The organism is Lentibacillus sp., assembly GCF_035301925.1.
Taxonomy (GTDB): domain Bacteria; phylum Bacillota; class Bacilli; order Bacillales; family Amphibacillaceae; genus Lentibacillus.
On record NZ_DATGTI010000157.1, the window covers coordinates 59,041 to 79,068 of the forward strand.

At 46.1% G+C, this 20,028-nt stretch carries 15 protein-coding genes and 3 pseudogenes; 1 reads left to right on the top strand and 17 read right to left on the bottom strand.

The features are described from left to right. Positions 1-189: 189 nt before the first annotated feature. Positions 190-300, top strand: a pseudogene (locus VK080_RS16120) (zinc ribbon domain-containing protein); the annotation flags it as partial. A gap of 26 nt (positions 301-326) precedes the next feature. Here the strand turns inward: VK080_RS16120 and VK080_RS16075 are convergent. The 17 genes and pseudogenes from VK080_RS16075 to VK080_RS13075 all read right to left on the bottom strand — a co-directional run. After that, positions 327-398 (bottom strand): annotated as a pseudogene (locus tag VK080_RS16075) (zinc ribbon domain-containing protein); the annotation flags it as partial. 5 nt (positions 399-403) lie between these two features. Continuing rightward, the gene (locus VK080_RS13000; RefSeq protein WP_324225196.1) at positions 404-997 is read right to left on the bottom strand and encodes a thymidine kinase; all 594 of its coding nucleotides are present in this window, start codon (positions 995-997) and stop codon (positions 404-406) included. A gap of 332 nt (positions 998-1,329) precedes the next feature. Then, positions 1,330-1,575 carry a type B 50S ribosomal protein L31 gene (locus tag VK080_RS13005; protein ID WP_324225197.1) on the bottom strand — a complete coding sequence of 82 codons (246 nt, stop codon included), beginning with the start codon at positions 1,573-1,575 and terminating at the stop codon, positions 1,330-1,332. A gap of 203 nt (positions 1,576-1,778) precedes the next feature. Continuing rightward, positions 1,779-3,056: a transcription termination factor Rho gene (gene rho / locus VK080_RS13010; protein ID WP_324225198.1), complete on the bottom strand. Its 1,278-nt coding sequence runs from the start codon at positions 3,054-3,056 to the stop codon at positions 1,779-1,781. 709 nt (positions 3,057-3,765) lie between these two features. Next, positions 3,766-4,731, bottom strand: a complete 966-nt coding sequence (gene glpX / locus VK080_RS13015; RefSeq protein WP_324225199.1) for a class II fructose-bisphosphatase — start codon at positions 4,729-4,731, stop codon at positions 3,766-3,768. A gap of 172 nt (positions 4,732-4,903) precedes the next feature. Next, a complete protein-coding gene (locus VK080_RS13020) occupies positions 4,904-6,190 on the bottom strand; it encodes a UDP-N-acetylglucosamine 1-carboxyvinyltransferase (RefSeq protein ID WP_324225200.1) in 1,287 nt (428 codons plus the stop codon). A 117-nt stretch (positions 6,191-6,307) separates the two neighbouring features. Then, a complete protein-coding gene (gene fsa, locus VK080_RS13025) occupies positions 6,308-6,949 on the bottom strand; it encodes a fructose-6-phosphate aldolase (protein WP_324225201.1) in 642 nt (213 codons plus the stop codon). Between the two features lie 229 nt (positions 6,950-7,178). After that, positions 7,179-7,538: a response regulator gene (locus tag VK080_RS13030; RefSeq protein WP_324225202.1), complete on the bottom strand. Its 360-nt coding sequence runs from the start codon at positions 7,536-7,538 to the stop codon at positions 7,179-7,181. A gap of 488 nt (positions 7,539-8,026) precedes the next feature. Next, complete coding sequence (locus VK080_RS13035; RefSeq protein ID WP_324225203.1) at positions 8,027-9,634, bottom strand: CTP synthase; 1,608 nt, start codon at positions 9,632-9,634, stop codon at positions 8,027-8,029. Positions 9,635-10,127: 493 nt separating this feature from the next. After that, entirely contained in the window at positions 10,128-10,667 is a 540-nt protein-coding gene (gene rpoE, locus VK080_RS13040) for a DNA-directed RNA polymerase subunit delta (RefSeq protein ID WP_324225204.1), read from the bottom strand. Positions 10,668-10,928: 261 nt separating this feature from the next. Beyond that, the gene (icmF, locus tag VK080_RS13045; RefSeq protein ID WP_324225205.1) at positions 10,929-14,168 is read right to left on the bottom strand and encodes a fused isobutyryl-CoA mutase/GTPase IcmF; all 3,240 of its coding nucleotides are present in this window, start codon (positions 14,166-14,168) and stop codon (positions 10,929-10,931) included. A 23-nt stretch (positions 14,169-14,191) separates the two neighbouring features. Next, positions 14,192-14,830, bottom strand: a complete 639-nt coding sequence (locus VK080_RS13050) for a TetR/AcrR family transcriptional regulator (protein WP_324225206.1) — start codon at positions 14,828-14,830, stop codon at positions 14,192-14,194. Then, a complete protein-coding gene (gene meaB, locus VK080_RS13055) occupies positions 14,820-15,761 on the bottom strand; it encodes a methylmalonyl Co-A mutase-associated GTPase MeaB (protein ID WP_324225207.1) in 942 nt (313 codons plus the stop codon). Before meaB ends, VK080_RS13050 begins: the two co-directional genes overlap by 11 nt. Positions 15,762-15,985: 224 nt before the next feature. After that, positions 15,986-17,125, bottom strand: coding sequence for an acyl-CoA dehydrogenase (locus VK080_RS13060; protein WP_324225208.1), 1,140 nt, complete (start codon positions 17,123-17,125; stop codon positions 15,986-15,988). 81 nt (positions 17,126-17,206) lie between these two features. Beyond that, a complete protein-coding gene (locus VK080_RS13065; RefSeq protein WP_324225209.1) occupies positions 17,207-18,346 on the bottom strand; it encodes an acyl-CoA dehydrogenase in 1,140 nt (379 codons plus the stop codon). A 52-nt stretch (positions 18,347-18,398) separates the two neighbouring features. Further along, entirely contained in the window at positions 18,399-19,250 is an 852-nt protein-coding gene (locus VK080_RS13070) for a 3-hydroxybutyryl-CoA dehydrogenase (RefSeq protein WP_324225210.1), read from the bottom strand. Between the two features lie 221 nt (positions 19,251-19,471). Further along, positions 19,472-20,028 (bottom strand): annotated as a pseudogene (locus tag VK080_RS13075) (acetyl-CoA C-acyltransferase); the annotation flags it as partial.

Genomic DNA, 20,028 nt, shown 5'->3' on the forward strand with positions numbered 1-20,028 from the left:
AAAGTTATGCTGGAAGAACCGTTTATTAATCGTTCGGTTTTAGGCATGGCTTCGGGGCTCGCTGCATCAGCAAGTTTGGCCGTTTCATCATGATAAGGTACACTGGTTAAGAACACCACGGCCTGTGGCAACGCCTGCATGACCAACGTCCTGTTGGCATATGCTTAAAATCATCGTTTAGCGCAAGCAATCAGTGACGTCTTCTGGTCGACATTCAAGGAAATGCTGACCTGCAAAGCTGAATGGTACGGCAAACAAGTTGTGACCGTATCGAAAACCTGTCCTTCTTTCCAGCTTTGTTCCGACTGTCCCGGCGGTTTGTTTGATCATTTTTTTCTGATATTCCTGGCTGCGTTCACATCCCTGTCATGGTGGATGTCGCATTTGGAGCATGTCCAATCAGTTAAGTGGCGGGTAGTTCAGTCGGTACTTCATGATGATGACGGCATCTTGGCTCATACGATTCGGAAGCGCCCACCATGATGATCGGGTCGTCATACGATGCAGGCCTGCCATCAATCAGACGTTGGGTACGGCTTGCAGGTGAGCCGCAGATCGGGCAAATGGCGTTTAATTTCGAAATGGATTCGCTTTGTGCCATCAAATCCGGCATTGGTCCGAATGGTTCTCCGCGAAAGTCAGTATCAAGCCCCGCGGCGATGACATGCATCCCTCTGTCTGCAAGCTCATTGGCCACTGAAACAATGTTGTCATCAAAGAATTGAGCTTCATCAATCCCGACAACATCTATTTTATGTTCATCGAGATTGTTAAGGATTTCAGCTGAATTTTTGACCGGGCGTGCAATAATTGACGTGCCATTATGGGAAACAACAGTCTCATCGGAATATCTGTCATCAATTATCGGCTTAAAAACACGAACCGACAGATTGCCGTATGTTGCACGGCGAACACGGCGTATCAGCTCCTCAGATTTTCCAGAAAACATGCTGCCGCAGATTACTTCCAGCCATCCGCTTTGGTTCATCACGTACATGTGCAGGGACTCCCTTCAAGGTTGTATTTCTATTATGTAACTATCCGTATGACATTATTTCAGACAAAATATTGATAAAGTGAAACTTCATTCAGCGGGGCGCTTTTTCCCCGATGAAGAAGGGGAACAAAGACTAAAAGCAAAACGTCGTGTTGCAACGCCTTTTTGACCTGCATTGTAAAGGCCCGAACCGAATCGGGCATTTACGGACAGTCAGACGCCGTGCTTTGGCGGCTTACTGACCGTTACATGCGGGATAAAGTGAAAAAACAGGCAACGTATAGACAGATTGCCTGTTTTTCATATAAAACGAGGTATGGTTGCCCCTGTTTTTACTTCATATTATATTTCCGCTTGAATCGGTCTACACGGCCGCCGGCTTTATCGGCTTTTTGTTTTCCTGTGTAGAACGGGTGTGATGCCGAGCTGATTTCAACACGAATCAGCGGATACGTGTTGCCATCTTCCCATTCAATTGTTTCTTCGGATGTTTGTGTTGAGCCACTCAGGAATTTATAATCTGAGCTTGTGTCCAGGAAAACCACTTTTCTATATTCCGGATGAATGTCTTTTTTCATGTCTTTCCACTCCTTTTTGCCCTGAGTCCTTTGGAAACAGAGTTATTGTAAGTGGTTGTTCAAAAAGTCCGATTTATCCTTCCTTTTGAACACGCACTGTAAGAGCCGTTATAGGTCTCAACCTTATCTAAACTCACATAAAAAGATTATAACAGCGTCACGTTATGATTGCAATAGTCAATCATTACCTTCGTATTGCGTGATTATTTTGTCCCTTTACGCTTCATTTCGTCGTCCATTTGCTGGAAAAATTCGTCGTTATTTTTCGTTGCACGCAACCGTCTCAGGAAGCGGTCAAGGAAATTATGGTTGTCCTGCATGGTTTTGCGGATCGCCCAGATTTTATCCAGATGGCCTTTCGAAACAAGCAATTCTTCTTTCCGTGTTCCGGATTTGAGAATGTCGATAGAAGGGAAAATGCGGCGTTCGGCAAGACTGCGGTCAAGTTGCAATTCCATATTGCCTGTCCCTTTAAATTCTTCATAAATAACATCGTCCATCCGCGAACCTGTATCCACAAGCGATGTCGCCAAGACAGTGAAACTACCGCCTTCTTCAATATTCCTGGCTGCACCGAAAAAGCGTTTTGGCCGGTGAAACGCAGCTGGATCGATACCACCGGAAAGTGTCCGGCCGCTTGGCGGGATGACCAGGTTATAGGCACGTGTCAATCGGGTGATGCTATCCATCAGGACAATCACATCACGTTTGTGTTCGACCAACCGCATCGCACGTTCCAGGACAAGCTCCGATACCTTGATATGGTTTTCCGGAACTTCATCAAATGTTGAACTCACAACATCCACATCCTCATGTACTGAGCGTTCAATGTCGGTAACTTCTTCCGGACGCTCGTCCACCAATAAAATGATTAGTTTCGCATTCGGGTGATTGACTGATATGCTATTGGCAATTTCTTTCAAAAGTACGGTTTTACCTGCTTTTGGCGGTGAAACAATCAAGCCGCGCTGGCCAAAGCCGACAGGTGTCATCAAGTCAATAATCCGGGTGGACAAATTTTTGGTCTCTGTCTCAAGTTGCATGAGACGATCTGGATGCAGTGCTGTGAGTGCCGGGAAGTGTACGCGCTCTTTTGATGTTTCCGGGTCTTCCCCGTTCACCGCGTCAACATGCAAAAGACCATAGTAGCGTTCGTTTTCTTTCGGCGGACGCACTTTACCGGATACTTTGTCACCATTCCTCAAATCAAAACGGCGGATTTGTGATGCGGAAATGTAGATGTCTTCTGCACTTGGGGAATAATTGATTGGACGAAGAAAACCGAATCCTTCCGATGGGATAATTTCCAAAATGCCATCCATGAATAAAAAGCCGTCTTTTTCAGCTTGTGCTTTTAATATAGCAAATATGAGTTCTTTTTTTGTCAGTTTCGCATAATATGATACTTTGTATTCCCTGGCCAGAGCATAAATCTCTTTTAACGTTAATGTCTCCAGATGGGAAATTGTTAATGATGCCATTAAATCACCACACCTATTCATTTTAAAAGGTTGTTTAAAAAGTCCAGCAATATGACATGTTGATTCGTGGACCTTTGACTAAATACCGACACTCAATCGCGAATGATTGACGTCACCACATCCTGTGGAATCCCGCTAATTGGGAACTCGCGCCACCCTGGACTTTGACTCACAGGACTGCTGGTACCGGCGCCAATGCAGAACAAGGAAAACTGCGGCAGTGTTACATCACATCAAGAAAAAGTGCATTTTTCGGGGACTTCCCGAACTTAGCCGGCCGTTCTTTTAATTCTCCTTTTTGGACGCACATTTTTATTTTTGTATTATGAAAAAGTGAATTTTTCTCTTTCTATTTGGTTAGCACGAAACTATAGAAGAGTTTTCAGGAAGCTAGAATGGAAGTTTTTCCGGTTAATATTCATCATTACCAAGTATTCCTATTCATAAACATCTTCATCATACCTTTTTATGGCTTATTATTCAATACTATTCCTGAACATTTTTGTCTGAAGGATGGATTGGCTGCGGAATGGATATCTATAAACAATTACAGGAAGCCAATCAAACAGTTGGCTTCCTGTAAGATTTTTTCATTAAGGCCCGGTTTAACGGTCAGTAATCCGCCAAAGAACGGCGGCTAACTGTCCCTAAATGTCCGATTCTGTTCAACTAACATTCAGTGGAGAAAAGCGCTCCACTGAATGAAGTTTCACTTTATCACAAGGTTTGGTTTTTTCTTTAGGCTGTGGTCACCGTCAATAAACCGGACGGTGCCGCTTTTGGCACGCATGACGACTGTTTGTGTGGTTGCTTTTACACCCTTGAATTGGACACCTCTCAGCAATTCGCCATCCGTTACACCGGTTGCGGCAAAGATCGCATCATCGCCACTGCAAAAATCGTCCATATAGTAGACTTTTTCCATATCATCTATACCCATTCTCTGACAGCGCTCAACTTCAGTATCATTGGATGGGACAAGCTTACCCTGGATTTCCCCGCCAAGGCATTTTAATGCAGCCGCACTGAGGACACCCTCGGGCGCCCCGCCGATTCCCAGCAAAATATCTACGCCTGTGTCGTCGAAGGCCGTGTTCATGGCTGCAGCGACATCCCCATCCGAGATTAATTTGATGCGAGCTCCGGCAGCGCGGATTTCTTCAATTAACGATGCATGACGCGGGCGATCCAGAACAATCGCCACCAGGTCTTCAACAGCTTTATTTTTAGCTTCAGCAACCGCTTTTAAATTTTCAAGTGTTGAAGCATTGATATCAATCTTGCCGACTGCTTCAGGGCCTACTGCAATTTTTTTCATATACATATCCGGCGCATGCAGCAATGTACCACCATCAGCTATCGCAATCACCGACAGTGCATTCCATGTACCTTGTGCAACGATATTGGTGCCTTCGAGCGGATCGACAGCCACGTCCACTTCAGGCCCGGATCCTGTACCGAGTTTTTCACCAATGTAAAGCATCGGCGCTTCATCTATTTCGCCTTCACCGATGACAACTGTCCCTTGCATCGGAATCGTATCAAAAACAGCACGCATGGCTGATGTTGCGGCGTCATCTGCCTCGTTCTTTTTACCGCGCCCCATCCAGCGTGCAGATGATTGTGCTGCAGCCTCTGTTACGCGGACGATTTCCATCGTTAAACTTCTTTCCATTTTCCCCTCTCCTTTTTTTAAAAAATATCCTCATCCCAAAAGGATTTACATATGAAGGGGTATAAGTTTTCGGAAGTCTCCTCAGGCCTGCAGGATGTAAATCATTCCGACGTTGGCACAAGACGTATCGTATTAAGCCGGTCCTCCTTGTGAACGGTCATTTCCGCTTTTGTTACATATCCTGAATTTGTTTTATCTCTTCTTCATTCATTTCTTCCCGCCATATATTAGCGCCGAGGTTATTCAATTTTTCGGTAATTTTTTCGTAGCCCCGGTCAATATGTTCCACTCCAGTAATTTCGGTAATGCCATTGGCCATCAGACCGGCGATAATCAGTGATGCACCGGCACGTAAATCACTGGCTTTCACGCGGGCACCTTCCAGCTGGACAGGGCCGTTAACAATCACTGATCCGCCTTCAACTTTTATGATGGCATTCATCCGCCTTAATTCGTCAATATGCTTTAGGCGGGCTGAATAGATCGTGTCCGTTACAACGCCTGTATTCACAGCTTTGGTTAATAACGCTGTAAACGGCTGCTGCAGATCGGTTGGGAACCCTGGATAAACCAGTGTCTTAACATCCACACTTTTCAGCGGATGCTTCGGCGCGATATACAATTGCTCATCGCTCTGTTCAACCGTAACATCCATTTCCTCCAGTTTAGCCAGTACGGATTCCAAATGCTGCGGGATTACATTGTCAATGATCACTTCGCTGCCTTGTGCTGCAGAAGCAATGGCATAGGTTCCGGCTTCAATACGGTCAGGTATGATTGTATGCTGGCACCCGTGTAATGAAGGCACACCTTCTATCCGTATCACATCAGTACCGACGCCCTTAATGTTGGCCCCCATGTTGGTCAGAAGTGTTGCAACATCAATGATTTCAGGCTCTTTTGCGGCATTTTCGATGATTGTTTTCCCTTTTGCCTTAACCGCAGCAAGCATAATATTGATTGTTGCACCAACACTGACAACATCAAGGTAAATCCTGGCACCATGGAGCTGTTTGGCGCGAATATAGATAGCACCTTGTTCATTAGTCACTTCCGCTCCCAGTGCTTCAAAACCTTTAATATGCTGGTCGATCGGCCGCGGTCCCAAGTGGCAGCCGCCCGGCAGTCCGATAACCGCCTGATTAAATTTGCCGAGCATGGCACCCATGAAATAATAAGATGCCCTGAGCTTTTTGACTTTTCCATTTGGAAGCGGCATTGATACCATATTTTCGGGATCAATATGTACCGTCTGCCCGTCCCAGCTCACTTTTCCGCCAATTTCCTCCAGCAAATCGCCAAGTGTATAAACATCTGATATGTTCGGCAGCCCTTCAATGGTGACGTGTGAATCAGCCAAAAGTGCGGCAGGCAGTAATGCAACAGCGCTGTTTTTTGCGCCGTTAATCCGTACTTTGCCCTTTAATGAATGACCGCCTTCAATCAATATCTTTTGCAAATGCAGCACCCCGCTTCCAGACGTCGTACAGTTCTATCACTAATCAGTTGCCTGCGCTTTTCTTTCTTATCTTACACATTTTTTCCAGTTTTATGCATTTATTCCGTTTTCCGTGTTTTACGTTTGCTTGTTCCAATCAGCAAGGAATTTTTCAATCCCTTGATCAGTCAGCGGGTGTTTCACCAGCTGACCGAGCACTTTATATGGAAGTGTCGCAATATGTGCACCATTCATGGCGGCATCTGTTACATGCAATGGATGTCTGATGGACGCAGCAATGATCTCCGTCCCAATATGATGACGGTCAAAAATTTCAGAAATCGTGGCAATCAAGTCCATGCCATCATGACCGATGTCGTCCAGACGTCCAAGGAACGGTGACACAAAGGAAGCACCGGCACGAGCTGCCAGCATTGCCTGGTTTGCATTGAAAATCAATGTCACGTTTGTTTTGATGTTCAAATCACTGAAGGTTTTAACGGCTTTCAGACCTTCCAGCGTCATGGGAACTTTGACCGTAATATTCGGCGCAATGGCCGCCAGTTCTTTTCCTTCTTTCACCATACCATCTGCATCTTCGGATATGACTTCTGCACTGACAGATCCGGATACTTCATCCGTAATTTCCTTCAACCGATCGTGAAACGAAACGCCTTCTTTTGAAACAAGGCTCGGATTCGTTGTGACACCTGCCAGAATACCAAGTTCATTTGCCGAACGAATCTCATCAATACTAGCAGAATCCAGGAAAAACTTCATACGCCAACCCCTCACTTTTTATATTCATGAATCAGTACCAGGCCATTGCCTGGCAACAGAAACCTTCATGTCCTTCCCGAACACAACAAAAATAACTACAGTATAAGAATACCAACAAGAACGTCATGTCGCAAGCTGAATAATCAGGTGGCCTGCTCTCACCCAACGCCCAAAAATCAGCAAGGCAAATATTGTAGCTGCACTGTTCTCCTATGATGATATGATAAATTCAATCCAAAATACTTTTGACAAAGCGGCTGACTTCCTTGATATTAAACGGTTTGGCAAACACTTCCCTGACAATGCTGTATTGTTTCAGCTCATTTCTGATATCATCCCCCATGCCACTCATAACAATTGCCGGGACAAGAACCTGATCGCGCTCCAGCTGTCTTAACACCTCCGAACCATCTACAATCGGTAACTTATAATCAAGCATAACCAAGTCAAATGAACGGGCATATAGCCATTCGAGTGCTTCTTTTCCGGTTTCCGCTGTTGTCACACTGTATCCCTCGGCGATGAAAATTTCCTGCAGCAACAAACGAATTCCCGGCTGATCGTCTACCACCAATATTTCTTTACTCATACGCTTGGCCACCCCCATTAGATAATTTCCTATGTGCTTGCCACTTATTAGAGGTTGTTCAAAAAGTCAGCGGAGAAAATCATTCCGCTGAATGAAGTTTTACTTTATCCTCCTTTTTGAACACGCACTATTACTATTCTACAAAATTCTCCAAAATCCTTCTTTTTAAAGAACGAAATCGATCTGGACGATTCGTTAATGTTAAAATATGGTATATTATGGGGTATATTGTATAAAAAACAAATTTATTTTTTAAAATGAGAAGCGAGACTCCCTACTTCAAGATATGAAATAATACTTGGAAGCATAAGTGATAAATCAGCTACCCGTAAATGTCCGATTCTGCTCAACTAACATTCAGTGGGGAAAAGCGCCACCACTGAATGAAGTTTCGCTATCCAGCATGCCAGAATATACTCCACTTCCGGTTTTTGAAGGGAAGTGGAGGAACAAAGGGCGTTACTTGGTTTTTTCGGGATTCATAACGTTCAATTGGTACGTGTTTGGCTGGCGGCTCCGACAAATCCATGAAACAGTGCTTGCGGACGGTTTGGACGTGATTTGAATTCAGGATGGAACTGACATGCCACAAACCACGGATGATCAGGAATTTCGATTATTTCAACGAGTCTGTCGTCAGGACTTGTTCCGGATAGAATCATACCGTTATCACGCAGCTGATCCCGGTAGTTATTGTTGAATTCATAGCGATGGCGATGACGTTCATAAACCAGATCGTCTTCACCGTAAGCCTGTTTCGTTTTCGTGCCTTCCATCAGTTTGCACGGATAGCTGCCAAGCCGTAATGTCCCGCCTAAGTCGGAAATATTTTTCTGCTCAGGCAATAAGTCGATAATCGGATATGGGGTATCGGGATCAATTTCTGCCGAATGTGCATTTTCTAGGCCGAGCACATTCCGGGCAAACTCGACCGTTGCCAGCTGCATCCCAAGGCAAATACCCAAAAACGGCTTTTTATTTTCACGGGCATAGCGGATGGCCTCGATTTTTCCATCAATGCCGCGATCGCCGAAACCGCCCGGAATCAATACCCCATCCACGTCTTCCAATTCATTTACGATTGAGTTATTATCCAGTTTCTCCGAGTTGATCCATTTAATTTTAATATCAGTATCATAAGCAAATCCTGCATGCTTCAATGCTTCGGCAACCGACAAGTATGCATCCGGAAGCTCCACATATTTCCCGACAAGCCCGATGACCGTCGTATTGGATAAATTCCGGACGCTTTCAATCAGCTGTTCCCACTCACTCATGTCTGCTTCGTTACATTTGAGCCCCAAGTGATCACAGGCCAGCTGGTCAAGCTCTTGTTTTTGTAGTGCAATCGGAACCTGGTACAATGTTTCGGCATCAAGCATCTCGATAACGGCTTGCTTATCCGTATCACAAAATAACGCAATTTTTTCTTTCATATTTTCACTGATGGGTAATTCCGAACGCAATACAATGACGTCAGGCTGGATCCCAAGGGAACGCAATTCTTTCACACTGTGCTGAGTCGGCTTGGTCTTGACTTCACCGGCAGCTTTAATATAAGGCACAAGCGTGCAATGGATATACATGACATGTTCGCGCCCGATATCACTCTTGATCTGCCGTATGGCCTCCAAGAACGGCAATGACTCAATATCCCCGACAGTACCACCGATTTCCGTAATGACGACATCCGCTTTCGTCGCTTGTCCCGCGCGAAAAACCTGCTCCTTGATTTCGTTGGTAATATGCGGAATCACTTGCACCGTTCCGCCAAGGTAATCTCCACGGCGTTCCTTCTTGATGACGCTTGAGTACACTTTTCCTGTTGTAATATTGCTGTATTTATTCAAATTAATATCGATGAACCGCTCGTAATGTCCAAGGTCAAGATCTGTTTCCGCCCCATCCTCGGTAACAAACACCTCGCCATGCTGATACGGGCTCATTGTTCCGGGATCAACGTTTATATATGGATCGAACTTTTGGATCGTCACTTTCAGCCCCCGATTTTTCAAAAGCCGGCCAAGTGATGCAGCGGTAATTCCTTTCCCCAGTGATGACACAACCCCACCGGTCACAAAAATATACTTCGTCAATGGTCATCCCTCTTTCTTACTGAATTGTTGTATGAGCTCAATTTGTGATTAGGTTATAACCTTTGTTAAAAGTTAAACGCCGGGCTGAAAAAAAACACGGCTGCCGCCTCCGCCTCTCAGAGAGCAGAAGCGGAAATCAGAATTGAAGAATCGGCGAGTCTTCCGATTTCGACATTAAAATGACACCAAATTAGGCTTTCTGTACTAAAATAAAAAGCGCTCCCCCCTTCATCCACAGGGGAAGCGCAATATATGCACGAATTTAGCGAGCCCAATAAAAATTGTACGCATCGATATCTAAAAAGTCAAGCAGCTGTTTTAAGGTCGTGTTCAAAAAAGAGGATAACAAGAACCGACCGGCTAAGTTCGCGACGACAATCACGGGCGCCTGCACTGGCACGTCCTGCGCGTCGAAAGTTCGAAGCGGCGTCGTTTCGAGCAGCAATGCATGCCTATAAATACATGAGCACAAGCAATGATTCACTGTCCCTATTTAATGATTATTTTCTTCGTCATCACTCTCAGCGACTTCATCTTCGTCATCAAAATCTTCATCATCAAATTCATCGTCATCGAGTTCATCGTCAAAGCCTTCACGCTCATCAAGTTCATCACTTTCAGCACGAGCCTTTTCAAAGTCATTTGTCAGAAACTCAACATGGTCATCAACACTGTCCAAGTCCTCTTCTTCAGGCTCCTGACGCGGAATGTCTTCTTTTTTCTTTTTTGCCTTTTTCTTTTTCTTCGGTACTGTTGTCGTTACAAATTCATTCATCTGCTCGACCGGATACCACCGCTTCAGACCCCAAACGCCGGATTCAATTGTCAGAAATCGCCCGTCGATTGTCAAATCCGTGTAAAACTGTGCTATAAATTCCCGTTTCTGTTCTTCGGTAAAACCTTTCATTTCGGCTACTTTACTGTAAAGTTCATTAAAATCCTGTGCTTTTTGTTCTTCTTGTAAAATGTCATTAGCCAGTTCAACCATTGACGTTACTTCAAGTTCCTCGCGGCTGTAATTCTCCAAGCTCACGATACCGCACTCCCTTTTTCATATATTTCATAGTCAAGGCATTTACGCCTTTATTATTCATTCATTACAGTTTTGCTCAAATCATACAACACATTATAAACAAAAATAAGCGGAATATGCCAGCGGAAACAATAATTAATTGAAAATAATGCGCCTGCAGGTTCTTTTCGGATATTTTTTTATCAGGAATCCCATGACATAATAAAGGAACCGGGTATGACCGATTCCTTTTTATTTGTCCTCATAAACATGGCTCTCGTATTACATATTCCGTCGATACTGGCCGCCGACTTCATAGAGTGCGTTCGTGATTTGACCGAGACTGGCCACTTTGACAGTTTCCATCAATTCGGCAAAAATATTGCCGCCTGATGCTGCTGTCTTTTTCAGTTGTTCAAGGGCCGCTTCCGTATGCTCTTTATGCGCATCCTGGAACTTACGCAGTTCGCTGATCTGATGTTCCTTTTCCTCCTTGGATGCCCTTGCAAGTTCCATTGAATTGATCTGATCCTCAGATGGCGGGTTCGGGTTGACATACGTATTTACGCCGACAATCGGCAGCTCGCCGGAATGTTTTTTCCCTTCATAGTACAGTGACTCTTCCTGGATTTTGCCACGCTGATATTGGCGTTCCATCGCTCCGAGCACACCGCCGCGGTCATTCATTTTTTCGAATTCCTGAAAAACCGCTTCCTCCACAAGATCAGTCAATTCTTCCACGATGAATGACCCTTGCAGTGAATTCTCATTTTTAGTCAGGCCAAATTCTTTATTGATGATCATCTGGATGGCCATTGCACGGCGGACAGACTCCTCTGTCGGCGTTGTGATGGCTTCATCATAGGCATTTGTATGCAGCGAATTCGTATTGTCCTGAATCGCGAGTAAGGCCTGCAGTGTCGTGCGGATATCGTTAAAATCAATTTCCTGTGCATGCAGGGAACGTCCGGACGTCTGGATGTGATATTTCAGCTTCTGACTCCGTTCATCCGCTCCGTATTTGTCGCGCATCGCAATCGCCCAGATCCGCCGGGCAACACGGCCGATCACCGTATATTCCGGGTCGAGTCCATTGGAAAAGAAGAATGATAGATTTTGCGCAAATTTATTCACATCCATGCCGCGGCTTAAATAATATTCGACATATGTGAACCCGTTTGCCAGTGTAAAAGCCAGCTGGGTGATCGGGTTCGCACCGGCCTCGGCAATATGATAGCCGGAAATCGATACCGAGTAATAGTTGCGCACATTTTTATCGATAAAATACTGCTGGATGTCACCCATCATTCTAAGTGCAAATTCGGTTGAGAAAATGCACGTGTTTTGTCCTTGATCTTCCTTCAAAATATCGGCCTGGACCGTGCCGCGTACGACCGAAATCGTCTCATCCTTAATTGTCTCATATTCTTCCGGACTTGGTTCACGGTCGTTTTCATCTTTGAATTTGGCCACCTGCTGATCGATCGCCGTGTTGAAAAACATCGCCAGGATGATCGGGGCCGGTCCATTGATGGTCATGGAAACAGACGTCTTCGGATCGGTCAGATCGAAACCGTCATACAATTTTTTCATATCATCAAGTGTACAAATGCTCACACCACTTTCGCCGACTTTTCCGTAAACATCCGGACGCTCTGCCGGATCCTCTCCGTACAGAGTTACCGAGTCAAATGCGGTTGAAAGTCGTTTTGCTTCACTGCCTTCCGATAAATAATGAAAACGGCGATTGGTTCGCTCCGGTGTGCCTTCACCGGCAAATTGACGTGTCGGATCCTCGCCTTTACGTTTAAACGGAAAAACACCTGCCGTGAACGGGAAAGACCCCGGAACATTTTCCTTCATGAGCCAACGCAGCCGGTCACCCCAGTCCATATATGTCGGCAAAAGAACTTTCGGGATTTGCAGCCCGGAAATAGATTCAGTCGTTAGATCCATTTCGATGTCTTTATTGCGGATTTTGAATGTCATTGTATCCTGACTGTATTTGTCTTTCAGCTCATCCCAGCCATCAAGCTGTTTTTTCGCCTCGGGATCCAATTTTTCTTCGTATGTTTGGATTTTTTGATCGATTGTCTCTATGCTTTCGGCGTCATCCAGGATGTTTTTAACACCTTCAAGTTGATAAAGCTTCCGTGCAATGTCGCTTTGCCTTTTAGTATTGTCATGATAGCTGCGGACATGCTGGGCAATTTCCCGCAAATAATGACGGCGTTCATTTGTGATGATCATGTTTTGCTTTTCAGCAATCTTATGCCGCTCAAAATCAACAGTCTCATCCCACCCGTATTTTTCATTCAACGTATCAATCATCGACGCAAACAGCGCATTTGTCCCCGCATCATTGAACTGACTGGCAATCGTACCGAAAACAGGGAATGTCTCTTTATCCTCACCAAACAGCATATGACTGCGCTGGTACTGTTTCCGCACTTGGTTCAGCGCATCTTCTGACCCTTTTTGTTCAAATTTATTAATGACAACAAAATCAGCAAAATCAATCATGTCGATTTTCTCAAGCTGTGATGGTGCCCCAAATTCAGACGTCATCACATACATGGACAAATCGGTGACATCGGTGATCGCCGCATCACCCTGGCCGATCCCGCTCGTTTCGACGATAATGAAGTCGAAACCCGAGGCACGGAGCACATCAAGCACGTCATGGAGTGACTGGGACAGCTCTGTTCTCGACCCACGTGTCGCCAGCGACCGCATATAAACACGATCCGTAAAAATGGCATTCATCCTGATTCGGTCACCCAGCAGCGCTCCGCCGGTTTTCTTTTTCGTCGGATCAATGGAGATGATGGCGATTTTCTTATCCGGTATTTCGTTGATGAAGCGGCGGATTAGTTCATCGGTCAATGAACTTTTTCCCGCACCCCCGGTTCCGGTAATGCCAAGAGCTGGTGCATTGTTCGATTGTGACCGCAGCTTTTTCATGATGGCTTGCTTGTCATCATCATCGTCATCGTGGTTTTCGATATAGGTGATCAAGCGCGCAACTGCCTGCCGATCGCTTGTAGCCAGTTTTTCCTTAGCTTCCTGCAAGTCTGTCGGCGGCATAACGTCACATTCCTCAAGCATGCTGTTAATCATGCCCTGCAGCCCCATTTCCCGGCCATTGTCCGGTGAAAAAATGCGCGACACACCATAATCCTCGAGTTCTTTGATTTCACGTGGGATGATGACACCGCCGCCACCGCCATATACTTTAATGTGACTGGCACCCAATTCATTGAGAAGGTCGATCATATATTTGAAATACTCGACATGTCCGCCCTGATAGGATGATACAGCAATCCCCTGAGCATCTTCCTGAATAGCCGCATAAACGACTTCTTCCACTGAACGATTGTGCCCGAGGTGAACAACTTCAGCCCCGCTCGACTGGAGTATCCGGCGCATAATATTGATTGATGCATCGTGCCCATCATACAGACTTGATGCCGTTACAAACCGGACAGGGTTAACCGGTTTGTAAATTTGAACTTGTTCCATGTAACCCCTCCTGTTTAAATTCCTCAGTTTGTTTTGTCACGTTGCATCCCGTCAATTGACAGGGATTGCATCAGAAAATGAATTTGCCTGCTGATATACTCCTTCAGCGTAAATTGTTTCTGCAGCATCCACCGTCTGAAGCCCCACATTTGCCCCTGGACAAAAATATTATTGGCGATCAGTGCCGCATCCTTTTCAGAAATGGTTTCCGGCAGACATGCCACAATCATTTTTTCAAGCATCGCAACCATGTCCCGTTCCTTCTGCAGGACATATTCTTTCGTCTCTTTTTTAAGTGACTTCACTTCCTGATACATGATGACAATTTCCTCCTGCATGTCATCCATCAGATAAAAATACGATTCAACGACTTTTTCCAAATTGGCAACAGACGGATTTTTCCAGTCAATGGCCGCTTCCAGACGCTGTCTTACCTGGTCATAAATCGCATCACATACAAGAAACAGCACATCTTCCTTCGTCCGGATATATTCATACAGGGTACCGATGCTGAAGCCTGATTCCCTTGCGATTTCTCGCGTTGTTGTACGGTAAAAGCCCTTTTCCTTAAATAAGGTAATAGCTGCTTTAATCATCTGGTTCCGCCGCTTTTCAACCAGATGGCTGTCTTTTACCGATGAAACGACTTGGTTATGCGTCATTCAGCCGCCCCCTTTCCTGTTTCCATTGTTGATAAATAGCTTGCGCTTGTTTGTATGGATCATCGTCCGCTTTTATCGTGAGTCTTTCATTTTCTGCATATGTTTTGACTTCACGCCAGATTTCTTCGCGAATCAGCTCATAAACTTCCAGCTCCTGCTGCTGTTTCCGACGTTTACGCCCTTCTTCTGTTCTATACAGGTAATCATAATGTTCATTGATTTTTTCCCAAAGCGTATCGATGCCTTTGTTTTCCGTTGTGATCGTTTTGACGATGGGCGTTTTTTGAGCTTCTTTGGACGTCATCATGACGAGCTCTTTCAGGAGTCCCTTCAGCTTGCCGACACCATCAAGGTCGGCCTTGTTAATCACAAACAGATCAGCAATCTCCATAATCCCGGCTTTAAAAATCTGCAGCACATCACCACTGTTTGGTGTCAGTACAAGTGCGGTTGTATCAACGATTTTCATAATATCAAGCTCGGACTGGCCGACACCGACCGTTTCCACAATGACAACATCAAATCCGTACGCATCACAAATCCGGACGGCGTCTTTGGTCGCACGAGCCAGCCCCCCCAAACTGCCGCGTGTAGCCATACTGCGGATATACACACCATTATCGGTAAAATGCTCATTCATGCGCACGCGGTCACCGAGCAAGGCACCACCGCTGAACGGGCTTGTCGGATCAACCGCAATCACCGCCACTGTCTTATCTTCATTGCGGATATGGCTGATCAGCCGGTTTACAAGCGAGCTTTTTCCGGCACCCGGTGATCCGGTAATCCCGATATAGCGGGCATTTTTTTGGCTGGCAAACACATCACTGAGCATATCCAGCTTATCGGGATGGTCATTTTCAACCATTGTGATCGCCCTGGCCAGTGCACGTATATCTTTTTGCTTCATCTGTTCAACGAGGTGGTGCATAAGGTCGACTTCCTTTCGATGATTCGTTAATGTGCATTTCGTCGGTGTTTTGTTGCATTTGACTCGAATTCTGCGCTGATGTTGTTCTATCGTCGCGCGAATTAGGCGGCCTGTCGCGCGATTTCATGCCGTCGTCGCGCGAATTAGGCGCCTTGTTGCGCGATTTCTTCCTGTCGTCGCGCGAATTGGTCATTGTCGGACACGGGGGCAGACGCCAAGTCCCACTACTTCGTCAGCATTCGACCAATTACGAGGCGCTGGATTTCGTTGGTGCCTTCATAAATTTGCGTGATTTTGGCGTCGCGCATGTAGCGCTCGACAGGGTAATCTTTCGTGTAACCATAGCCGCCGAATACCTGTACAGCTTCGGTGGTTATCCGCATAGCGGCATCTCCGGCAAATAGCTTCGACATGGCGGAAGCTTTTCCGTAAGGCTCGCCTTCAGACTCAAGCCAGGCTGCCTGATAGGTTAGCAGACGGGATGCTTCCACTTCTGTTGCCATATCAGCCAATTTAAATGAAATCCCTTGGTTGGCTGCGATCGGTTTGCCGAATTGCTCGCGCTCTTTGGCATAATCGACAGCAGCATCCAGCGCGCCCTGTGCAATACCAAGTGCCTGGGCAGCGATACCATTGCGCCCGCCATCGAGTGTTGACATGGCAATTTTAAAGCCTTGCCCTTCTTCGCCAAGCAGGTTTTCTTTTGGTACACGGCAATTCTCAAAAATCAGTTCAGTCGTCGGGGATGACCGGATGCCAAGTTTCTTTTCCTTCTTGCCTGTGGTGAATCCTTCCATTCCTTTTTCAACAATGAATGCGCTGATGCCTTTGTGTTTGGCTTCCGGATCAGTGAGAGCAAAAACAATATAGATATCCGCCACACCGCCATTGGTGATCCATACTTTATTGCCGTTCAGGATGTAATCATCGCCATCTTTTTTGGCAACAGTTTTCATACCGGCTGCATCACTGCCGGATCCCGGTTCGGACAAAGCATAGGCACCAAGGGCTTCCCCTGTTGCCAAGCGGTGCAGGAATGTTTTCTTCTGTTCTTCGTTGCCATATTTGTAAATTGGCCAACTTGCCAGTGACAGGTGTGCTGACAAGGTAACCCCTGTTGATGCGCAAACGCGTGACAGTTCCTCTACCGCAATCACATAACTGACGAAATCCGCTCCGATCCCGCCATATTCTTCCGGCCAAGGGATGCCAGTAAGCCCCAGCTCAGCCATTTTGTCAAAAATATCACGGTCAAAGCGTTCTTCTTCATCACGTTCGGCTGCGGTTGGTTCCACATCGTTTTTGGAAAAATCTCGAACCATCTTGCGCAGCATTTCCTGTTCTTCGGTTAATTGAAAATTCATTGTACGTTGTCCCCTTTCAGAATGAATACCACATTAAGCAATCATTATATGACTTCAACACAAGAAGCTCCTTCCTCGTGGTCACCCAAGCAGATTTTTTGCGATGACTTTGTGCTGGATTTCATTTGTGCCTTCATATATTTCTGTTACCTTGGCGTCGCGGAAAAATCGCTCAACCGGATAATCTTCCGTATAGCCATAGCCTCCGAATATCTGAACCGCTTCAATGGCTGCTTTCCGTGCTGTTTTGGAAGCATACATTTTGGCCATCGATGCTTCCTTGCTGCTCGGGGCACCTCGTTCAACCAAAGCTGCCGCTTGAAAAACCAATAGTCTGGCGGCTTCGACTTCGGTTGCCATATCCGCAAGTTTGAACGCGACTCCCTGGTTGGCAGCGATGGTCTTGCCGAACTGCTCACGCTCTTTGGCATAGGCCGTGGCATGTTCCAGTGCCGCTTCACCAATTCCCAGAGCCTGGGCAGCAATCCCAATGCGCCCGACGTTCAAATTGGCCATTGCAATCTTGAATCCATTGCCTTCTTCGCCGAGAAGCTGCTCTTTTGATACGGTACAATTATCAAAGTTTAGCTGAACGGTGCTTGATCCGTGCAGTCCCATCTTTTTTTCCGGTTTTCCAATAACCAGTCCCGGTGTATCTTTTTCAACAATAAATGCACTGATGCCCTTCGATCCCGATTCATCACTCGTCCGGGCAAACGTGATATAGGTATCTGCCTGCCCGCCATTGGTAATGAATATTTTAGAGCCATTCAGAACGTAGTCATCACCGTTCTTCACCGCTTTTGTTTTAATATTGGCGGCATCTGATCCGGCACCTGGTTCGGTTAAAGCAAATGCCCCTAAGAATTCACCTGCTGCCAGCTTCGGAAGGTATTTGTTTTTCTGCTCGTCATTGCCGAAATACATAATCGGATTAGTGCCGACCGATGTGTGGACCGATAGGATAACCCCCAGTGTTGAACTTACTTTGGCCAGCTCGTTGATGGCAATAATATATGATGTATAATCCATGGCACTCCCGCCATATTTTTCAGGAATCGGAATCCCCATCAGCCCGAGTTCACCCATTTTTTGAATGATTTCTACGGGGAACCTGTCTTCCTTTTCCATCCGTTCCACTTCCGGCTGCACTTCCCTCTCGGCAAAGTCCCGAACCATTTTGCGCATCATGGTCTGTTCTTCGGTCAATTGAAGGTTCATTGGCAATGCCCTCCTTTTGCTAAGTCAGAGTTGTGAGATTAAAATGTTTCAATTAATCGTACTGATAAAAGCCTCTGCCTGATTTTTTGCCGTACCAGCCGGCGTTGACATATTTCCTTAGTAGTGGGCATGGGCGATACTTACTGTCGCCAAAACCTTCATGTAACACTTCCATGATGTACAGGCATGTATCAAGCCCGATGAAATCTGCCAATGTCAGCGGGCCCATCGGATGGTTCATACCGAGCTTCATGACCGTGTCAATGTCTTCCACGGATGCCACACCTTCGTGCAATGCGAAAATGGCTTCGTTAATCATCGGCATCAAAATCCGGTTGGCGGCAAACCCGGGGTAGTCATTCACTTCAACGGCTGTTTTGGAAAGTTTTTTGGCCATATCCGCCACCGCCTGGTATGTTTCATCACTTGTCTGCAGCCCGCGTATGACTTCAACCAGTTTCATCACCGGCACCGGATTCATGAAATGCATGCCAATCACCTGTTCCGGCCGGTTTGTGGCCGCTGCGATTTCCGTGATCGGAAGTGAGGATGTGTTGGTCGCCAGAATCGCGTGGTCCGGTGCGTTGGCATCAAGGTCGCCAAATACTTTTGTTTTAACATCCATATTTTCGACAATCGCTTCAATGACCATATCACAATGTTTGACGTCCTGAATATCTGTTGTCGATTTTAGTCGTGAAAGTGTGTCGTTTTTTTCCTGCTCACTGATGCGTTCCTTGTCGACAGACCTGGACAACCGTTTTTCGATGTTGCCAAGGCCTTTTTCAAGTGCTTCCTCATTGACGTCATTCAATAAAACCTCATATCCGGACTGCGCGCAAACCTGGGCGATACCTGAACCCATCTGACCGGCGCCGATCACCATGACTTTTTTGCTAGCCATTGTTTTGTTACCTCCTTTTGATTGAATGTGTGAACGTTGGTGTATTTTGTGAACTTTGTCGATTTCGCTTTGAATTCTGGCGTTCTTTGGGGTTTTGACCCGAACTCTGGCGATTCAGCTTTGAATTTTCGCGGTTACACCCAGAATTCTGGTGTTTTGCCATAATCTTTGGCGAAAAACGCCACAAATTTAATCAGAAAATATCACGACTGCCGAACCATTCATGATTGCTTCGGTACTTCAACGAGCATGGCGTCACCCTGGCCGCCGCCACTGCAGATGGCTGCAATGCCGAGTCCACCGCCACGTCGTTTCAACTCATGTACCAACGTCAAAATAATCCGTGCACCGCTCGCGCCAATTGGATGGCCCAGAGCAATGGCACCACCATTGACGTTGATTTTTTCCGGATCAATGCCGGCAATTTTCCCGCTGGCAAGTGATACGGCTGCAAAGGCTTCGTTAATTTCAAACAGGTCAATGTCATCTTTGGTATAACCAGTTTTTTTCAATAATTTGTTGATGACGAGTCCCGGCGTTTTCGGAAAATCTTTGGATTCCACGGCGACTTCCGCATGGCCGTGAATCGTGGCCATTGGCGTTTTGCCAAGTTTTTCAGCCGTTTCATCGGCCATCACGACGAATGCACCAGCACCGTCATTGACGCCTGGGGCATTACCAGCTGTAATCGTACCGTCACGGTCAAACGCTGGACGCAATTTTGACAGGGCACCAATGCTCGTATCCTTGCGCGGCGCTTCGTCGGTATCAACAACTA

Excerpts from the sequence above, each read along its gene's own strand:
- VK080_RS13000 (WP_324225196.1), bottom strand. The coding sequence starts at position 997 with ATGTACGTGATGAACCAAAGCGGATGGCTGGAAGTAATCTGCGGCAGC.
- VK080_RS13005 (WP_324225197.1), bottom strand. The coding sequence starts at position 1,575 with ATGAAAAAAGACATTCATCCGGAATATAGAAAAGTGGTTTTCCTGGAC.
- rho (WP_324225198.1), bottom strand. The coding sequence starts at position 3,056 with ATGGCATCATTAACAATTTCCCATCTGGAGACATTAACGTTAAAAGAG.
- glpX (WP_324225199.1), bottom strand. The coding sequence starts at position 4,731 with ATGGAAAGAAGTTTAACGATGGAAATCGTCCGCGTAACAGAGGCTGCA.
- fsa (WP_324225201.1), bottom strand. The coding sequence starts at position 6,949 with ATGAAGTTTTTCCTGGATTCTGCTAGTATTGATGAGATTCGTTCGGCA.
- VK080_RS13030 (WP_324225202.1), bottom strand. The coding sequence starts at position 7,538 with ATGAGTAAAGAAATATTGGTGGTAGACGATCAGCCGGGAATTCGTTTG.
- icmF (WP_324225205.1), bottom strand. The coding sequence starts at position 14,168 with ATGGAACAAGTTCAAATTTACAAACCGGTTAACCCTGTCCGGTTTGTA.
- VK080_RS13050 (WP_324225206.1), bottom strand. The coding sequence starts at position 14,830 with ATGACGCATAACCAAGTCGTTTCATCGGTAAAAGACAGCCATCTGGTT.
- meaB (WP_324225207.1), bottom strand. The coding sequence starts at position 15,761 with ATGCACCACCTCGTTGAACAGATGAAGCAAAAAGATATACGTGCACTG.
- VK080_RS13060 (WP_324225208.1), bottom strand. The coding sequence starts at position 17,125 with ATGAATTTTCAATTAACCGAAGAACAGGAAATGCTGCGCAAGATGGTT.
- VK080_RS13065 (WP_324225209.1), bottom strand. The coding sequence starts at position 18,346 with ATGAACCTTCAATTGACCGAAGAACAGACCATGATGCGCAAAATGGTT.
- VK080_RS13070 (WP_324225210.1), bottom strand. The coding sequence starts at position 19,250 with ATGGCTAGCAAAAAAGTCATGGTGATCGGCGCCGGTCAGATGGGTTCA.